General features: G+C 65.6%; 17 protein-coding genes. 11 read left to right on the top strand and 6 right to left on the bottom strand.

All coding sequences use genetic code 11. From position 1 onward, the window contains the following. Position 1: 1 nt before the first annotated feature. The 3 genes from P1IM2_RS07265 to P1IM2_RS07255 form a co-directional block, all read right to left on the bottom strand. Positions 2–289 (bottom strand): hypothetical protein, encoded by a 288-nt coding sequence (locus tag P1IM2_RS07265; protein ID WP_186401961.1) that lies wholly within the window; start codon positions 287–289, stop codon positions 2–4. 192 nt (positions 290–481) lie between these two features. Then, on the bottom strand, positions 482–1,621 hold the full coding sequence (locus tag P1IM2_RS07260; protein ID WP_186401960.1) for a glycosidase: 1,140 nt from the start codon (positions 1,619–1,621) through the stop codon (positions 482–484). Positions 1,622–1,625: 4 nt separating this feature from the next. Further along, positions 1,626–3,839, bottom strand: coding sequence for a catalase (locus P1IM2_RS07255; RefSeq protein WP_222103024.1), 2,214 nt, complete (start codon positions 3,837–3,839; stop codon positions 1,626–1,628). Between the two features lie 334 nt (positions 3,840–4,173). Here P1IM2_RS07255 and P1IM2_RS07250 point away from each other — a divergent pair, with 334 nt between their 5' ends. The 6 genes from P1IM2_RS07250 to P1IM2_RS07225 all read left to right on the top strand — a co-directional run bounded on the left by P1IM2_RS07250 (position 4,174) and on the right by P1IM2_RS07225 (position 8,592). Beyond that, entirely contained in the window at positions 4,174–4,923 is a 750-nt protein-coding gene (locus P1IM2_RS07250) for a Crp/Fnr family transcriptional regulator (RefSeq protein ID WP_186401958.1), read from the top strand. Beyond that, positions 4,920–5,117: a hypothetical protein gene (locus tag P1IM2_RS07245; RefSeq protein ID WP_062902527.1), complete on the top strand. Its 198-nt coding sequence runs from the start codon at positions 4,920–4,922 to the stop codon at positions 5,115–5,117. The genes P1IM2_RS07250 and P1IM2_RS07245 overlap by 4 nt, the downstream gene beginning before the upstream one ends. Before the next feature lie 213 nt (positions 5,118–5,330). Then, the gene (locus tag P1IM2_RS07240) at positions 5,331–5,960 is read left to right on the top strand and encodes a PRC-barrel domain-containing protein (protein WP_313906808.1); all 630 of its coding nucleotides are present in this window, start codon (positions 5,331–5,333) and stop codon (positions 5,958–5,960) included. Positions 5,961–6,210: 250 nt separating this feature from the next. Next, positions 6,211–6,882: an SRPBCC family protein gene (locus tag P1IM2_RS07235; protein WP_260833944.1), complete on the top strand. Its 672-nt coding sequence runs from the start codon at positions 6,211–6,213 to the stop codon at positions 6,880–6,882. A gap of 27 nt (positions 6,883–6,909) precedes the next feature. Then, complete coding sequence (locus P1IM2_RS07230) at positions 6,910–8,127, top strand: zinc-dependent alcohol dehydrogenase (RefSeq protein ID WP_186401957.1); 1,218 nt, start codon at positions 6,910–6,912, stop codon at positions 8,125–8,127. 129 nt (positions 8,128–8,256) lie between these two features. Next, positions 8,257–8,592: a hypothetical protein gene (locus tag P1IM2_RS07225; protein ID WP_186401956.1), complete on the top strand. Its 336-nt coding sequence runs from the start codon at positions 8,257–8,259 to the stop codon at positions 8,590–8,592. 62 nt (positions 8,593–8,654) lie between these two features. Here P1IM2_RS07225 and P1IM2_RS07220 read toward each other — a convergent pair whose 3' ends face one another. The 3 genes from P1IM2_RS07220 to P1IM2_RS07210 form a co-directional block, all read right to left on the bottom strand. Next, complete coding sequence (locus P1IM2_RS07220) at positions 8,655–9,233, bottom strand: DUF1989 domain-containing protein (protein WP_186401955.1); 579 nt, start codon at positions 9,231–9,233, stop codon at positions 8,655–8,657. A 292-nt stretch (positions 9,234–9,525) separates the two neighbouring features. Next, positions 9,526–9,669 carry a hypothetical protein gene (locus P1IM2_RS07215; RefSeq protein WP_186401954.1) on the bottom strand — a complete coding sequence of 48 codons (144 nt, stop codon included), beginning with the start codon at positions 9,667–9,669 and terminating at the stop codon, positions 9,526–9,528. A gap of 231 nt (positions 9,670–9,900) precedes the next feature. After that, the gene (locus P1IM2_RS07210; protein ID WP_062902524.1) at positions 9,901–10,647 is read right to left on the bottom strand and encodes an HAD-IIB family hydrolase; all 747 of its coding nucleotides are present in this window, start codon (positions 10,645–10,647) and stop codon (positions 9,901–9,903) included. 309 nt (positions 10,648–10,956) lie between these two features. Between P1IM2_RS07210 and P1IM2_RS07205 the strand changes: the two genes are divergently transcribed. The 5 genes from P1IM2_RS07205 to P1IM2_RS07185 all read left to right on the top strand — a co-directional run bounded on the left by P1IM2_RS07205 (position 10,957) and on the right by P1IM2_RS07185 (position 14,709). Next, the gene (locus P1IM2_RS07205) at positions 10,957–11,712 is read left to right on the top strand and encodes a histidine phosphatase family protein (RefSeq protein WP_186401953.1); all 756 of its coding nucleotides are present in this window, start codon (positions 10,957–10,959) and stop codon (positions 11,710–11,712) included. Beyond that, positions 11,705–12,586, top strand: a complete 882-nt coding sequence (locus tag P1IM2_RS07200; protein ID WP_234178920.1) for an NAD(P)H-hydrate dehydratase — start codon at positions 11,705–11,707, stop codon at positions 12,584–12,586. Before P1IM2_RS07205 ends, P1IM2_RS07200 begins: the two co-directional genes overlap by 8 nt. Continuing rightward, positions 12,579–13,274, top strand: a complete 696-nt coding sequence (locus P1IM2_RS07195; protein ID WP_062902521.1) for an MgtC/SapB family protein — start codon at positions 12,579–12,581, stop codon at positions 13,272–13,274. Before P1IM2_RS07200 ends, P1IM2_RS07195 begins: the two co-directional genes overlap by 8 nt. Then, positions 13,271–14,251, top strand: a complete 981-nt coding sequence (locus tag P1IM2_RS07190; protein ID WP_186401952.1) for an NAD(P)/FAD-dependent oxidoreductase — start codon at positions 13,271–13,273, stop codon at positions 14,249–14,251. Before P1IM2_RS07195 ends, P1IM2_RS07190 begins: the two co-directional genes overlap by 4 nt. Before the next feature lie 200 nt (positions 14,252–14,451). After that, positions 14,452–14,709: a hypothetical protein gene (locus tag P1IM2_RS07185; protein WP_186401951.1), complete on the top strand. Its 258-nt coding sequence runs from the start codon at positions 14,452–14,454 to the stop codon at positions 14,707–14,709. The last annotated feature ends 306 nt before the right edge of the window (positions 14,710–15,015 follow it).

Below are 15,015 nucleotides of genomic sequence, written 5' to 3'. Positions count from 1 at the left end.
TTCAATAGGCCGGCGGGTCACTGCTCGGGAAGGACTCGTCGGCTGCCTGGTCGACGCGGTCCCATTCGCGCCGGACACCGTCGCGCATGCCGTCCGGCCCGGCCGAACGGGTCTGGTCGAAATTTTCAGCGTGTGTCTCGCCATCGGCGAAAGCGGCCGAGTGACCATCATCCTTCGCCTGTGCGCGGGACGACTTGCGCGTGAACCAGAAGAGCGCCCCGAGAACGCCGATGCTGAGAAGTTTTCCAAACCCCGACGAGCGCCGGCGTGACGTCAATGCGTGTGCCATGGTCTGTCTCCATCGTTGCGAGAATATCCGGGAGCCTGTGAGGGCAACGGGGGGACGGCGCGAGAGTTGCCGCCGCAATGCGCCGATTAACAAATGTTGCGCATTTTCCGGTGCCGGCGGCGGGCGCCTCGATCTCAGCGGAGGACAAGATCGGGCGCCGACGGAATGTCGCGGCGGGTCTTCACGCGCTGGTCAGTTACCGAAACATGTCTTGGGAATATGGGTGATGCGGCAGGCAAGATCGGCTTCGCCCGAGGCGACGACATAATGGTCGCCTCCATCGGCAATGCCGGTCGTGAAGACGACATCGCGAATATAGAGCTTGGCCTCGAGCGGGCGCGTGAGTTCGGGGGCCGCCTCGAGCAGCGGGCGATGATCGGTACGCACCACCACCGAGGGATCGTCGAGATCGAGGAGCGACCAGTAGGTGCGGTAAATGCCGACGAGCTCCTTGGGTTCGACCCCGTGCCAGAGCGTGAGCCATCCCGCATCGGTGCGGATGGGCGGTGTGCCGCCGCCGATCCGCGCGGTCGCCACCGTGTCGGCGTGCGGACGGATCCCCGGTGCCTCATAGGGCTTCCAGTGCAGCGCATCGGGCGACGTCGCGAGGTTGATCGAAGGTCCCGCGCGCCACGCCGATCCCGGCGGATAGGCGAAATAGAGATCGCCGAGCGGACGCGTCTGTGCCCAGTAGCGGCCATCGATCCGTCCCTCGAAAATCAGCATGTCCTTGTTCTGATGATCGAGGACGATACCCTCGAGTGTCCAACCGAGGCCGTTTGACGAGCTGTAGAGCGTTGTCGAATGCCGCTCGGGGCTGACCGAACAGGTCGTCATAAGCCAGCGCTGACCGACGCGGCTGATGCGGGCGTCCTCGACCCCATAGCATTGAAAGTCCGCGCCCGGTTCGACCGCCTTGTCATAATGGACCGCGACCACCTCCAGCCCGTCGGGAGTGAGCTCGACGGGAAGCAGCCAGGACAGCGAGGTCAGCGCCACGACGCGCCAACTGCCGCCGTTCACCAAGAACTTTCGGGGGTCCGATGTATCGCAAAGCTCAAGCGGCCAGGCGTCGAGCTTGTAGCGGCCCGCTTCCCACCGGATCGAATGGACATGACCATTCTCGACCGGCCGGCGGAGCGCTTCGGCGACCCGCACCATCATCAGCAGATTGCCATTGCCCAGTCGCAACAGCCCAGGGTTGAACGCACCGAGCACGTAGGTCTCGCGTCCGAGTTGCCCCGCGAGCGGCGAGCGCGACAGGTCGACATCATCGGGACCGAAAACGAGCCGGTCGACCTCGAAACCCGTCCCGGCTCCTTCCTCTCGCATCGCGCTACCGCGAGGCCTTCGAACCCGTTGTCGCGTCGGGTGCCTCGCTGCCGGTCTTTGCTGGTGGCTTGGCCGCTTTCGGATTCGCATCGAGGTCAACCTCCGCCTCGCGCGGCCAGTGGCGCAGCGCGGCGCAGGCGTCGAGAAAAGTGGTGACATCGCCGGGCTTGGCCAGTGCGATGCAGGCCTCGTCAAGCTTGTCTTGGATCCCGGCGGCAGCGAAGAGCGGCGCTGCCTCGGCAGTGTAACCGATGAACTTGCAATGCGCGAAAGCGTCACTGACGAAATCCTTGGCCGCGGCATCGCCGGCAAGGAGTTCCGCGCCGTCGTCGCTGGCCAGCAGCACTACCGCATCGAAAAGCACCGACGGGCCGCCATCGATTTTGTGGCGGCCGGCGATGCTCGTTCCGTCGGACAAAATAATGCCGCCGATCTTCGGCGCGACGAGCTCCCAGACCGCACCCGCAGCATCGACTGCCTTGATCAGCGCCTTGAAAATTTTCGCATCGGCGCCATCGGTCGCAAGGATCCCGATCTTGCGGCCGGCGATGCTGGTGGGGCCGTTGAGCAGGATACTGAGCGGCCGGGAAGGGGGAAGGTCGGTCAGGGGCTTCTTCGCCGCCTTGGCCGGGGCCGGAAGCGGCAGTCCTAGTCCGTCTGCGACGGTTGCCGCAAGGCCGCGGTCGATATGGATGAGATGCGACACGGTCCTTGAGCGGATATCGGGCCGTTCGACCTTGGAGAGTTCGAAGACTAGCGCGTCGCCGATATGCTTTTGCTCAATCGGCGTCTGGCTGATGTAGAATTGCCGGGCCTGGCTGTAATGATCGGCGAAGCTCTCGGGCCGGATGCGGCGCTTCGCGCCGTCGGCCTCGTCGGCGAAACTGGTGAAGCCGAGCGCCGGGGTCTCGCGCGGTCCGCCAGCGGTGGGGCCCCAGCTGTTCGGTTCGTAATTGGCGCGTCCGACGGGGTTCCGCATCGCCATATGTCCGTCCTGCTGGAAATGCGCCATCGGGCATTTCGGCGCATTGATCGGGATATGGGTGAAATTGGGCCCGCCGAGCCTTTTGATCTGCGTGTCGAGATAGGAGAAGTTGCGGCCCTGAAGCAGCGGATCGTTCGAGAAATCGATGCCGGGCACGATATTCTGGGTGCAGAAAGCGACCTGCTCGGTCTCGGCGAAGAAATTGTCGACGACGCGGTCGAGAACGAGGCGCCCGATCGGGCGGATCGGCACCTGCTCCTCAGGAATGAGTTTGGTGGCGTCGAGCACGTCGAACTCGAAACTGTCGGCGAAGGCATCGTCGAAAAGCTGCACCCCGAGCTCCCATTCAGGCAAGTCGCCGCTCTGGATGGCATCCCAAAGATCGCGGCGATGGAAATCGGGGTCGGCGCCGTTGATCTTGACCGCCTCGTTCCACAGCACCGACTGCAAACCCTGCTTCGGCTTCCAGTGGAATTTGACGAAGGTCGACCTTCCCTTGGCATCGATCAACCGGAAGGTGTGGACCCCGAAGCCCTCCATCGTACGGAACGAGCGCGGGATCGCGCGGTCGGACATCGTCCACATGATCATGTGGAAGCTCTCCGGCATCAGGCTGACGAAGTCCCAGAAATTGTCGTGCGCCGACTGCGCCTGCGGAAAGGCGCGGTCGGGCTCGGGCTTCACCGAATGAACAAGATCGGGGAACTTCATCGCATCCTGGATGAAGAATACGGGAATATTGTTTCCGACAAGATCCCAATTGCCTTCCTTCGTATAGAGTTTGACGGCGAAACCCCGCACGTCGCGTGCGAGATCGAACGAGCCCTTCGAACCCGCGACGGTCGAGAAGCGGACAAAGGCCGGGGTTCGCTCGCCCACCCGCTGGAAGATGTCGGCGCGGCTGACGTCGGCGAGGCTGTCGGTCAGCTCGAAATAGCCGTGCGCCCCATAACCGCGGGCATGGACGACGCGCTCGGGGATGCGTTCATGGTCGAAATGGAAGATTTTCTCGCGAAAGTGGAAATCCTCGAGAAGGGTCGGACCGCGTCCGCCCTGTTTCAGGCTGTTCTGATCGTCGGCTACCGGGACACCGTGTTGCGTGGTGAGCGGCGCATGGGTGTCGCCGGTTTGCTGGTGGGTCTCGCCGCCTTTCCCGCGATTCTCCGCAAAGCTTTGTGTGATCGGCGCATCGGCCGGAAAGAGCGCCGCCTTGCGCGGCGATTCTCCGCCCATATCCTTGCCCGCGACCGAGGCAGCATCCTGTCCGGAGCGCGCCTTCTGTTTCGCTTTCCCGACTGAATTGCGGGCGGGGGCGGGGGTCTTGGCCATGTCTGATCTCGCTTTTCGGTCTGGTTGCAGCGGCACGAGGAGAGCTCGAGGGCGCACGCGTCGGCCCCTCCGATCCCACGCATGGAACGAGTTCGTGATTTGAAAGTTGCTGCACCGGGCTTGCAGTTAACCTCGATCATGACGATTCCGCTTCCCTTGAGGGCGCTTGCCGGGCTTTCGGACGATCGCAGTTGGGCAGGTCCGCCCATGCATTTCGGACGCACAGGGAACGTCAGTCATGTTAACCGATCGCTTCTTGAGAGACCGTCGCGGGGTACGCCTCGAAGCCGGCGAGCGCGCGCGCCTCGAAGCATCCATCAGCGAAACGAAAACAGTCGACGCGCGCAAGATCATCGCGCGCGCCGGCGATTGGCTCGGTCAGAGCACCTTGCTGGTCGAGGGCATCATGTCGCGCTATCTCGACGATCGGAACGGCCTTCGCCAGCTCGTTGCCATCCATCTTCCGGGCGACTTCGTCGACCTCCATGCCTACCCGCTCAAAAGGCTCGATCACGACGTCGGGACGATGACCCAGGTGTCGATCGCGATCGTCCCGCATGTCTCGCTCGACGCGATTACCGAGGAAATGCCCGAACTTACGCGCAAGCTCTGGTTCGCGACGCTGCTCGACGCAGCGATCCATCGAGCCTGGCTCTTCCGGCTCGGCCGCCTCGACGCGATCGGGCGCGTCGCGCATTTCTTCTGCGAGACCAATGTCCGGCTCCAGTCGGCGGGCCTCAGCGACGGGCGGGAGTTCATGCTCGGGTTGACGCAGGCCGATGTCGCCGAGATCTGCGGTCTCACCACAGTTCATGTGAACCGGGTCGTGCGCCATCTCCGCGAAGAGGGGCTATGCACGTTCCGCAATGGCAAAGTCGAAATCCTCGACCCGGCAAGGCTGGCGCGCCGCGGGCAGTTCGATCCTTCCTATCTCTATATTGACGATCCCGATTCTTCCCCGCCCGATGACCAAAGGCCTCGACGATGACGACTGACCTGCCCACTCCGCCGCGTCCCGAAACCGAGCCCGGCGTGGCGACCGCCGAGCGTGGCGTCGTGATGCTCGACGGACCGGACGGCATCGCCGCGACGATGACCGCCGCCGCCGCGCGCGGCACCGGTCAGAGTCTCATCGCGGCCGCCGCGCTCGCCGAAGAACAGCTCACCGGCGAGCAAAGCTAGGCGCGTTCTCCGCGGGGATCAGCCGGTCGCGCTTTTCGGCGCGGCGATGACGCTTCGTCCCTGTCCCACGGCGCCTCGCCTTCCCCGCGCGCGGCCGAAATCGCATTGATCGATGTTGCTTTGGCGAGCGGCAGGGGAACGCCGCGCCGCGGCGGCGGGTTTTCCTGGCAGCTGCGCCGACCGGCGTGGCGTTGAGCGAGGGAGACGCCGCCTGTGGAAGAAACCGCCGGACTGATTGCGCCTGCCGCGACAATGATCGCCGCCATGATGACCGCCGCCAACCTCGGCGCGCGCGTTACCGGTTCGGGCTTCGTCGTCTTCACGCTCGGCTCGCTTGCCTGGTCGGTGGTGGGGTTCGCCTCCGGCCAGACGAATCTGCTCCTGACCAATCTCTTTCTCACCATGGTCAATCTCGTCGGAATCTGGCGCTGGCTCGGCCGCCAGCGCGGATATGAGGACGGCGCGCGGCGTGCCGCGGAACGAAGCCGCGACGCCGCCGCACCTTCGCTATTCGCCGCGAGCGCGCTCGCCGGCTTGCCGGTGAGCGACATCCGCGGCGAAGAAATCGGCAAGACGGTCGACGCGATGATAGAGTGCAAGAGCGGCTGTCTCTCTTACGTCGTCGTGAGCTCGGGCGGTATTGGCGGTATCGACGAGAGCTTGCGCGCGGTACCCGCATCGCTGTTTGAGTGCCATGCCGATGGGCTCGTGCTCCTCATGAGCGCGGCGGAGTTCGAAAAACGCGACAGGCTGGACTGCGCGGCCTGGCCTGCGCGCCCGCCGCAGACCAGGCGACACGATGCAGTGCCGGCAACGGAGCGGGCGCATGTCGCGGCTCAGTGAACCTAGTTGCTGTCGCCCGGCAGCTGCTGTCTGCAGCGGGCGTCGACGGGCGTTGGATGAGCGGCGGACGAGGCCGCTCGGCGGCAATGTCGCGCAGTTCGCAGATTTTATCCATTGGGCCGGAACAATTGCGGGGAGCGGGCGTCAGTCGATTGTCGCCCCCGCGGGGGCCGATCTTCCTCACCCCGCGGCGTCCCCAGCCGCCGCTCCCCTCTAGACGTCCGGGCCGCGCCCGGGCGGGAGATGAACCATGTCCCGAAGCGAAAAACCTCTGTCCTCCCCCTTTTTGCTTGCCGCCGCAGGCGCCGGCATCGCGCTGCTCGCCACCGGGGCAGCGATTTGGCAGCGCCGCAGGCAGGCCAGGATGCAGGACGATGCGCCGATTGCAACCGATGCGCCGCACTGGACTCTCGGCAAGCCATCGGCGCGCGCGCTGTTCGGCAAGTCGGTGCTCATCAACCGCCCGCGCGCCGAACTTTACGCGGCCTGGAGGCCCGAGCGCTTCCCTGAATTCATGGAGAATGTCGTCGCGGTCGACGAGCTTGGCGACGATGTGTCGCAGTGGACGATCAAGGCGCCGGCAGGCCGCGAGGTGACGCTGGTCAACCGCATCACCGAGCGCGTCGAGAATGAGTCGATCTATTGGCAGAGCACGCCCGAGTCCGACATCGTCAACAGCGGCGAGGTGCGCTTCACCGAGGCGCCCAACGGACGCGGCACCTTCGTGACCCTGATCCTTGCCTACGATCCGCCCGCAGGGAAGATTGGGCGCCTCGCAGCGAAGCTGCTTCAGCGCGAACCCGAGGTACAGGCGCGACGAGACCTTCATCGCTTCAAGCAGCTCATGGAAACCGGCGAGGTGACGAGCAACGCTTCGCCCTCGGCGCGCCCCTCCGAAGCAGCGACCGAACCCCATATCTGAATGGAATCCAATTCGAAGGAGAAAGCCATGCGCGCCGTCACCTGGCAAGGACGCCACAAGATCAGCGTCGAGACCGTGCCCGACCCCGAAATCGTCAATCCGCGGGACGCGATCATCCGCGTCACATCGACCGCGATCTGCGGATCGGACCTCCATCTTTACGACGGCTATATCCCCGGCATGCGCGCGGGAGACATCGTCGGGCACGAATTCATGGGCGAAGTCGTCGAAACCGGCGCTTCCTCGACGCTGAAGCGCGGCCAACGCGTTGTCGTGCCTTTCACGATCAGCTGCGGCCAATGTTTTTTCTGCGAGAAGCAGCAATATAGCGCCTGCGACAATGCCAATCCCGTCGAGACGCGCGATGCCTCTGAACTGCTGATGGGGCATGCGATGGGCTCCGCCTTCGGCTATGCCCATCTGACCGGCGGCTATGCCGGCGGGCAGGCCGAATTTGTGCGCATCCCCTATTCGGACGTGGGTCCGGTCGTCATCCCGGACGATCTCGCCGACGATGATGTCCTCTTTCTCTCCGATATCTTGCCGACTGGCTGGCAGGCGGCGGTCAATGCCGACATCGAGCCGGGGGATACGGTTGCTGTATGGGGCTGCGGTCCGGTCGGTCTGTTCACGATCCAGTCGGCGCTGCTGCTCGGCGCCGGGCGCGTAATCGCGATCGACCATTTCCCCACGCGGCTTGCGCTCGCGCGCAAATATGGCGCCGAAATCCTGGATTACACGCAGGTCGATGTCCGCGAGGCGCTCGACGAGATGACGGGCGGGGTCGGGCCCGACGCATGCATCGATTGCGTCGGCATGGAGAGCCACGGCTTTACCGCCGACAATATTCTGGACCAGGTGAAGGTGAAGATGCTCTCGTCGACCGAGCGCATCCACGCGTTGCGCCAGGCGATCCTCGCCTGCCGCAAGGGCGGGCGCCTTTCGATCCCCGGGGTCTATGGCGGTTTCGCCGACAAATTCCCGCTCGGCCAGCTCATGGAAAAGGGGCTGACCGTCAAGAGCGGGCAGACGCATGTCCAGCGGTATACCGGGGACCTTCTCAGCAAGATCCGCGACGGCAAGTTCGATACGGTCTCGCTGATCTCGCACCATGCCCCGCTCGAGGATGCCGCCGACATGTACCGGCATTGGCACGACGAGCAGGACCTCTACACCAAAATCGTCCTCAAACCAGGATGGAAGAAGGGCGCGATCGAGGCCCGGCTGGAGATGGCACATGCCTGATCACAAACTAGCCACCGTCACCGGCGAGACGACCACCGGCGATATGCATCATCGCAAGCTCGCCAAACCGGGATCGGGGAAAAGGGCTCACACGCCGGTCCCGCACCTGACCATGAGGAGGAAATAATCATGACCGTTGGGAAGGAAAGCAAAAGCAGCGCGTCCGCCGGCGCCGGCTCGCTCCCCCAGGAGCCCGTCGAGCGGCGCGAAAATGTCGGGACGACCACCCCCGATCGCTACCCCGCTGCTGAGCGGCAGGCGGGCGACGTCTCAGGCGCCGCCAACCGCGGCCATCGTCGCAATACGGGCAGCGGTCCGGTGAGCGGCAGCGGCGCCGGCGCGGGCGGCAAGGGCAATGCCGAGGATTATGACAGTGACCCGCAGGGCGGGGGCGGACGGGCGGCCGATACTGACACGCCGCCGCCCGGAAAGGGCGCAGACGCCCCTGTTGGGGGCAGCCGCTAGGCCGTTTGGCGAAGAGGGGGCGGCGAGTGCGGTAATGCCGCGTTTCGATGGCCCTTGTCTTCTCATTCGATCCGAAAGTCGATCGGCTTGAAGCTGCCGCCGCAGCTGTCATACGCTGAGCAGGCCGTCAGCCCGATGATAAGGTCGGTGAGCGCGCGCAGGCGGATGAAGTCGCCGGCCCTTGTCGTCGGCGAAAGAACGCGGATTTTACCTTCGCCGTCGACCGGCACATTCATGAAGAGGTTGAACGCGACCGGTATGGCGTCGGCATCGATGCCATAGGGTGCGAGCGCCTCGGCGAGATTGCCGAAGCAGCCGCGATGAACGGGCTTGTCGGCGTAGAAATGACGGAAGGTAGCCTCGCTGCACGGGGTCAGCAGGAAGTCATGAACGCCGCAGCTGTCCTCGACGATCTCGAGCAGCGCGTTCGAGCGATTCGACCAGAGGCGATTTCCGGCAGTGAGGCGGATCGTCTCTTCATAATCGAAGGTGCGACCGTTGGAAACGACCTCGCGCGGATCGTCGGCGCTGAATGCAAGGAGATCGCTCACTTGGCCGCCCTCGGGGTCGATCACGCACAGCGTCGCTCCTTTCGCGAGCTGGAAAGCGGCGCCGCTGCGGGGGGGAATCCGTTCGGTCATTCTGGTCCTCATTTGGGAAGGGTTAGGCGAAATATGGGCGGGGATGCCGAAAAGGCGACCGGGCGGATGCCCGCCCGGTGGGACGGAACGTGCCGGCTTGGTGTTTTTCAAGGGGCGCCGCTTGCGGCAAAGAGCGCGGCAGTCGCAGCGGCTCCCATCCAAATTGTCATCTCGTCTCTCCTCGATCTTCTCCGGGTTGCGCCGCGAATGTTTACGCGTTTCCCCAATCGCGGGCGCGTAAGACCGGACCGCGACTGGCGCGGCCCGGTCTTGCATGCGGGAGGGGCACCGCTCAGCGGCTTTGCTTGCCCTGATCCTTGCTGCCTGACTGCTTTCCCGAGCCCGGTTGGCTCTTGTTGCCGTCCTGCTGCTGCTGGACGCCCTTGCCCGACGAACCGCCCTGCTGCGTGCCGTCTTTCTTGCCATTCTGTGCCATGACGCATCCTTTCCTCTCGGCCCCGATCGGACCACTGCGGAAACCCCGCGCTCACTGCGCTTGTTGCGCGGCGACGCCGCCGATTGATCGAGATTATACGCTTTTGAGGATCGGCCCCTCGTTTCAGCTGCGGCTCGGCGCGCCGCCCGGGCGGGGGAAGCAGAACGGGCGGACGGCCGTGCCAAAAGTTGCAGGGCAGGCCGGGCGTTTGCGGCATCCTCCAGCGTGCAGTCACGCGAGGCAGGCGATGATGCCCTCGATCACCGCGATTGTCTCCTGCGGATCGCGCACGCGCACCGTGTCGAGTCCGAGCTGTTTTGCCGGATAGTCGTTGCCGCCGGGGAAGATCGCATCACCGATGAAGATCATTTCTCCGAGCGCAGTGCCGCTCGCAGCGCTGAGCTTCTTCAGCCCATAGCCCTTGTCGACCCCCTCGCGCGTGATGTCGATCGAGGTCGCGCCGCCCATGTTGATCGACAGGCCGGGAAGCCGGGTACGCAGATCGGCCTGGATGACGCGGCGCTTGGCGAAATCCGGATCCCAGACTTCCTTGGCTTCGATCGGGGCCTGCTGGCCTAGCGCGGAGAAGGTGATCTGGCTGCCGCGGTCCTCGATCCGCTCGCCCCAGACGTCCTGCGGCACGAAGCCCGTCGCTTCGAGCGACGCATCGAAGGCCGCGAGGATGCGCGCTTTCTCCTCCTCGCCGAAAAGCTCGGCGTAAAGGGGCGTCCATCCGTCCGCACGGTAAACATAGAGTTTCGTTCCCGTCGTCGGCATCAGCCAGAGCCTTGCGCGATCGGCTTCGGCGGGTAGTCGGCTCGCGACCTGCTTGTCGAATTGCGGCCAGTCGCCGCCCGAGATAACCGCGACATCGGCCACGCCGAGCAGCCGCGCGAGCGCGGCGCCCATCTCGTGGGAGAGCGGTTGCTTGCTCTCGGCGAGGGTGCCGTCAAGATCGAAGGCGACGAGTTTCTTCATGATGATCTCCTCTCAAAGCTGCCGCCGGCCCGCAGCGGGCAAAGCCACACAATCGCTCGGCGGCGCTCGTGGTTCCGGCGGCCTTTTCCGAGGGCGCTGTGCTCCGCGGTCGGCGCGCAGCCCCCGGCCGGGACTGGCGTCGCCCGGAACGAGACGCTTGGGCCGGGCCAATCCGGACCGGACCCGGCGATCGGGCAGTGTGGGCTCCTTCGCATGAGGGCCGATCGCCGGGGGCGGCGAGGGGAAGGAGCCACGCAACGAGTCCGCCGCCAGAGGCGTTAGCGTCTCGATGACGAACGAGACTATTCGATGACACCGCGCTGGCCGTCTCTCCTCTGGGTGGTACGCCACGGCCAGAGCGCCGGCAACGTCGCGCGCGATGCCGCCGACGCGGCGGGGGATCTTCGCATTGCGCTTGACCACCGCGACGTCGACGTCCCGCTGTCGCCGCTCGGCGAGGAACAGGCGCGCGCACTCGGTGCCTGGTTCGCCGCGGGCGATAGGGATCACCGCCCCGAAATCATGCTCGCCTCGCCATATGTTCGCGCAGTGCAGACCGCTGAGATTTTCCGCAACGTTGGCGGCTGCGCGCGGGACGAGAAAATTTGCGTCGACGAGCGGCTGCGCGAGAAAGAGTTCGGTATCCTCGACGGTCTCACGCGGCTCGGGATCGAGGATGTTCACCCCGAGCAGGCCGAATTCCGCTTGGCGCTGGGTAAATTCTATCACCGCCCGCCGGGCGGCGAGAGCTGGTGCGACGTCATCCTGCGGCTGCGCTCCCTGCTCGACACGGTCTCGCTTCATTATGGCGGGCGACGGGTGATGATCGTCGCCCACCAGGTGGTCGTGCTTTGTCTGCGTACCATTATCGAGAATCTCGGTGAGGAGGAAATCCTCGCCATCGACCGCGAGGGCGATGTCGCCAACTGCGCGATCACCGAATACCGGTTCGACCCCGATGCGGGCCGCGACGGCAATCTCGTTCTCTCGCGTTACAATGTCACCGCGCCGGATGACGTCCCGATCACCCGCGAACCCGATGCGATGGTGGCGGCGCGTGGCTGAGGTGGTCCCGCTCGACACCGCCTGGCTGAAGGCGAACCCGCTCCCCGATCATCAAGACAATGTCGACAAGAATGGCCGAGGCCGGGTGCTCGTCATCGGCGGCGGGCGCCGCGTTCCTGGCGGCATGCTGCTCACCGCCGAGGCCGCCTTCCGCGCTGGTGCGGGCAAGGTGACGATCGGCACGATAGCCTCGGCGGTGGTTCCGATCGGCATTGCCTGTCCCTCTTGCGCCGTGGTGGCGCTGCCGGAGACCGACGCGGGCGAGATCGCCCCCGGAGCGACCGAGCTGCTGCTCCCCGAGATGGCACTTCATGACGCCATCGTCTTCGGTCCCGCAATGAGCGATGCCGAGAGTGTGCGGACGCTATTGGGAGCCCTGCTGTCGTCACTGCCCGAGGACATGTTCGTGCTGCTCGACGCGCTCGCGCTGCGCGCAGCTGCCGAGCATCGCCATGCGATCCGCGCGCGCGCTGCGCATACGGTGCTCACGCCGCACGAGGGAGAACTCGCCGCTATGCTGGGCATCGACAAGGAGGTGGTCGCCGCCGACCCGCTTGCCGCGCTGAACGCGGCCGCCGAGCGCTTCGGCGCCGCGGTTATGGCGAAAGGCGCGGTGAGCCATCTCATCGCGGAGGGGCGCCGCCTCGCTTATGCCGGCGGCGGGCTCGGCCTCGCGGCAAGCGGGTCGGGCGACATATTGGCGGGGCTCGTCGCCGGGCTCGGCGCGCAGGGTCTCTCGCCCCTGCAGGCCTCGGCATGGGGCATTTGGCTGCATGGCGAAGCGGGCCGGCGCCTCTCCGAAACCATGGGGGCGCTCGGCTATCTCGCCCGTGAACTTCCGCCGCTGGTTCCGGGACTCATGCGCGGTGTCTGAACTCGACCTGCTCGACCCCGACCTGCTCTGGCCGATCGTGGGCGCGGTGCTCGCCGGCGCGATCATCGGCGGCGAGCGCGAATATCGCGCAAGCCCCGCGGGCCTGCGTACCCATATCCTCGTTGCGCTGTCCTGCTGCCTGCTGATGCTCTCCGCCGTCCACCAGATGGAATGGCTGACCGACACCCCGACCGATGTCGTGCGCATCGATCCGGTACGCATGGCGCATGGCGTGCTCACCGGCATCGGGTTTCTTTGCGGCGGGGTGATCTTTCGCGAGGGCTTCAACGTCCGCGGCCTCACAACCGCGGCATCGCTTTGGATGACCGCAACGCTCGGTATTTTGTTCGGGGTCGGCTTCCACGAGCTGGCGATCTTCGGTGGCACCGCGACTTTCCTTGTGCTCGCGGCGGTCAGTTTTACCGAGCGCCACGCGCCGCAGCGCCGGATCGCCCATGTTACCCTCGACTATCGGGCGGGGACGAGCATTGCTTCGGACGAGGTCAGAGCCCTTCTCGACGACCATGGGCTGAAGGCGATCACCGTCGATCAGCGCCGCGCTTGCGGCGCGCCCGGTTTTACCGCGGTCGCCTCAGGCTACCGCGAGACGCGCGCCGACGCGCTGGCGGCGGCGCTCACTGAGGATGATCGCATCGTCTCCTTCGGCATCAGGCCGCAGCAGGGATGACGCCGGCGGGCGGCACCAGGCCCGGGGGCGGCGCGCGCCCGGCACCCGATTGCGACGCGCTCGTCATCGGCGCTGGGCCGGCGGGACTTACGGCGGCGCTTTATCTCGCGCGCTACCGCCGCCGCGTGCGCGTGCTTCACGACGGTCGCTCGCGTGCGCTCGGCGCGCCGATGGCCTGGAACGTGCCCGGCTTTCCGGAAGGGATATCGGGGGCCGAGCTCGTCGCGCGCCTCGCCGAACAGGGGGAGCGTTATGGTGCGATCATCGAACGCGCCCGGGTCGAGAGGCTCGCCCGGATTCCGGAGAGCAATCTCTTCGAGGCGGTATTGGCGGACGGCGGCCGCTATAGGGTGCGTGGGCTGATCCTCGCGACCGGGGTCGTCACTAATGAGGCCATGCTTGCGGAGGGCGAGCATGACGAAGCCGTTCGCACCGGCGCGCTGCGCTATTGCCCGATCTGCGACGGGTTCGAACATCGCGGCCGCAGGATCGCGGTGCTCGGCTCAGACCTTCACGGCGCCGCCGAGGCCATGTTCCTCAAGCAATATAGCGACGATGTGACGCTGATTCCCAAATGGCGCGTTGCGCTGACCTCCGGGCAGCGCGCCGAGCTTGCGGCAAGCGACGTCCGGATCGAGGAGCGCCAGTTGCTGCGTCTCGCCCACCGCGGCGGACGCATCGAGGTCGCGCTGGCCGGTGTGGCCGAGCCGCTGATCTTCGACACCCTCTACCCCGCGCTTGGGTCCGAGCCGCGCAGCGAGTTGCTCGCAGGGCTGGGGCTCGACGGCGATGCCAATCGCTGCCTTCCCGCCGACGCTTTTGCCGAGCCGCTGATGCCCGGCGTTTATGGCGCCGGCGACGTGCTCGCTGGGCTCGACCAGATCAGCACCGCGACGGGCCAGGGCGCTGCTGCGGCCACGCGGCTTCACAACTGGCTGCGGGAAGGCGAAGGCCATGCCATGGCAGATCAGCGCTGAAAGCTGCGCCGGTTGATCTCGATCAACACGAATTTCTCGTTAGCACCGCCCAAATCTGCTAGTGAGGCTCGACGTCGGAGCCACTATGGTCCGCATCCCTTGATTTCGGCAGATTGCCGCGCTCCATATTTTCGCGTTCCTTTGCCGGTGCGTTGTGCCGGGAGCAGGGTCGCGCTCGCTCACGGCGGGAAGGAACTGATATGCGCCACTACCAACTCGTGCTGCTCGAAGGCGGCGAAGCGGACCCGCGCCGCATCGAATTCCGGGCCGACGATCCCTATCAGGCGTTTCAGGCTGCGCTCAACGAACGTGGGAGCAGCGAAGTCGAACTGTGGGATGGCGAGAAGCTCCTGGTCCGGATGAGCAAGACCGAAGCCAATCTCTGGAAGCTCCACGGCGCCGCGCCAGATAGTGCGAACGCGCCGCCATCATTTCATCCGCCGTCGGCAGCAGGCTGAAAGCACGCTTTATCTAGCGCCGCCAAGGTGGTGAGGGCGAAGGAGCGTCGCGCCGCGCGCTCGCACGGGCAACGAGCGATAGGGACGCGGACAGCCAAGGGTGTCGAGAGAGGGGCGCCAAGAGAGGCACTTCCCGCGGGCGGGGCTGAGCCAGCCTAGCCCCCGCGCGCAGTTGATGCGAGGCTTATCGGAAAAGCCTCGGCGTCAAGATCGACACGCGGGCCTCGTCGTGCCTTGCTCCGCTGGTCGCATCCAAACCGATGAACTGCGCTGCCATCCTGTCCTGTCGACCGGCGTGTCGTCGGC

Origin of the sequence: Sphingopyxis sp. P1IMeth2 (assembly GCF_900185685.1) — a bacterium.
GTDB classification, from domain to species: domain Bacteria; phylum Pseudomonadota; class Alphaproteobacteria; order Sphingomonadales; family Sphingomonadaceae; genus Sphingopyxis; species Sphingopyxis terrae_A.
This window is presented reverse-complemented; position numbering and strand designations above follow the sequence as displayed.

Excerpts from the sequence above, each read along its gene's own strand:
- P1IM2_RS07210 (WP_062902524.1), bottom strand. The coding sequence starts at position 10,647 with ATGAAGAAACTCGTCGCCTTCGATCTTGACGGCACCCTCGCCGAGAGC.
- P1IM2_RS07245 (WP_062902527.1), top strand. The coding sequence starts at position 4,920 with ATGACGACTGACCTGCCCACTCCGCCGCGTCCCGAAACCGAGCCCGGC.
- P1IM2_RS07230 (WP_186401957.1), top strand. The coding sequence starts at position 6,910 with ATGCGCGCCGTCACCTGGCAAGGACGCCACAAGATCAGCGTCGAGACC.
- P1IM2_RS07215 (WP_186401954.1), bottom strand. The coding sequence starts at position 9,669 with ATGGCACAGAATGGCAAGAAAGACGGCACGCAGCAGGGCGGTTCGTCG.
- P1IM2_RS07185 (WP_186401951.1), top strand. The coding sequence starts at position 14,452 with ATGCGCCACTACCAACTCGTGCTGCTCGAAGGCGGCGAAGCGGACCCG.
- P1IM2_RS07225 (WP_186401956.1), top strand. The coding sequence starts at position 8,257 with ATGACCGTTGGGAAGGAAAGCAAAAGCAGCGCGTCCGCCGGCGCCGGC.
- P1IM2_RS07260 (WP_186401960.1), bottom strand. The coding sequence starts at position 1,621 with ATGCGAGAGGAAGGAGCCGGGACGGGTTTCGAGGTCGACCGGCTCGTT.
- P1IM2_RS07265 (WP_186401961.1), bottom strand. The coding sequence starts at position 289 with ATGGCACACGCATTGACGTCACGCCGGCGCTCGTCGGGGTTTGGAAAA.
- P1IM2_RS07235 (WP_260833944.1), top strand. The coding sequence starts at position 6,211 with ATGTCCCGAAGCGAAAAACCTCTGTCCTCCCCCTTTTTGCTTGCCGCC.
- P1IM2_RS07190 (WP_186401952.1), top strand. The coding sequence starts at position 13,271 with ATGACGCCGGCGGGCGGCACCAGGCCCGGGGGCGGCGCGCGCCCGGCA.
- P1IM2_RS07220 (WP_186401955.1), bottom strand. The coding sequence starts at position 9,233 with ATGACCGAACGGATTCCCCCCCGCAGCGGCGCCGCTTTCCAGCTCGCG.
- P1IM2_RS07255 (WP_222103024.1), bottom strand. The coding sequence starts at position 3,839 with ATGGGCGGAGAATCGCCGCGCAAGGCGGCGCTCTTTCCGGCCGATGCG.
- P1IM2_RS07250 (WP_186401958.1), top strand. The coding sequence starts at position 4,174 with ATGTTAACCGATCGCTTCTTGAGAGACCGTCGCGGGGTACGCCTCGAA.
- P1IM2_RS07205 (WP_186401953.1), top strand. The coding sequence starts at position 10,957 with ATGACACCGCGCTGGCCGTCTCTCCTCTGGGTGGTACGCCACGGCCAG.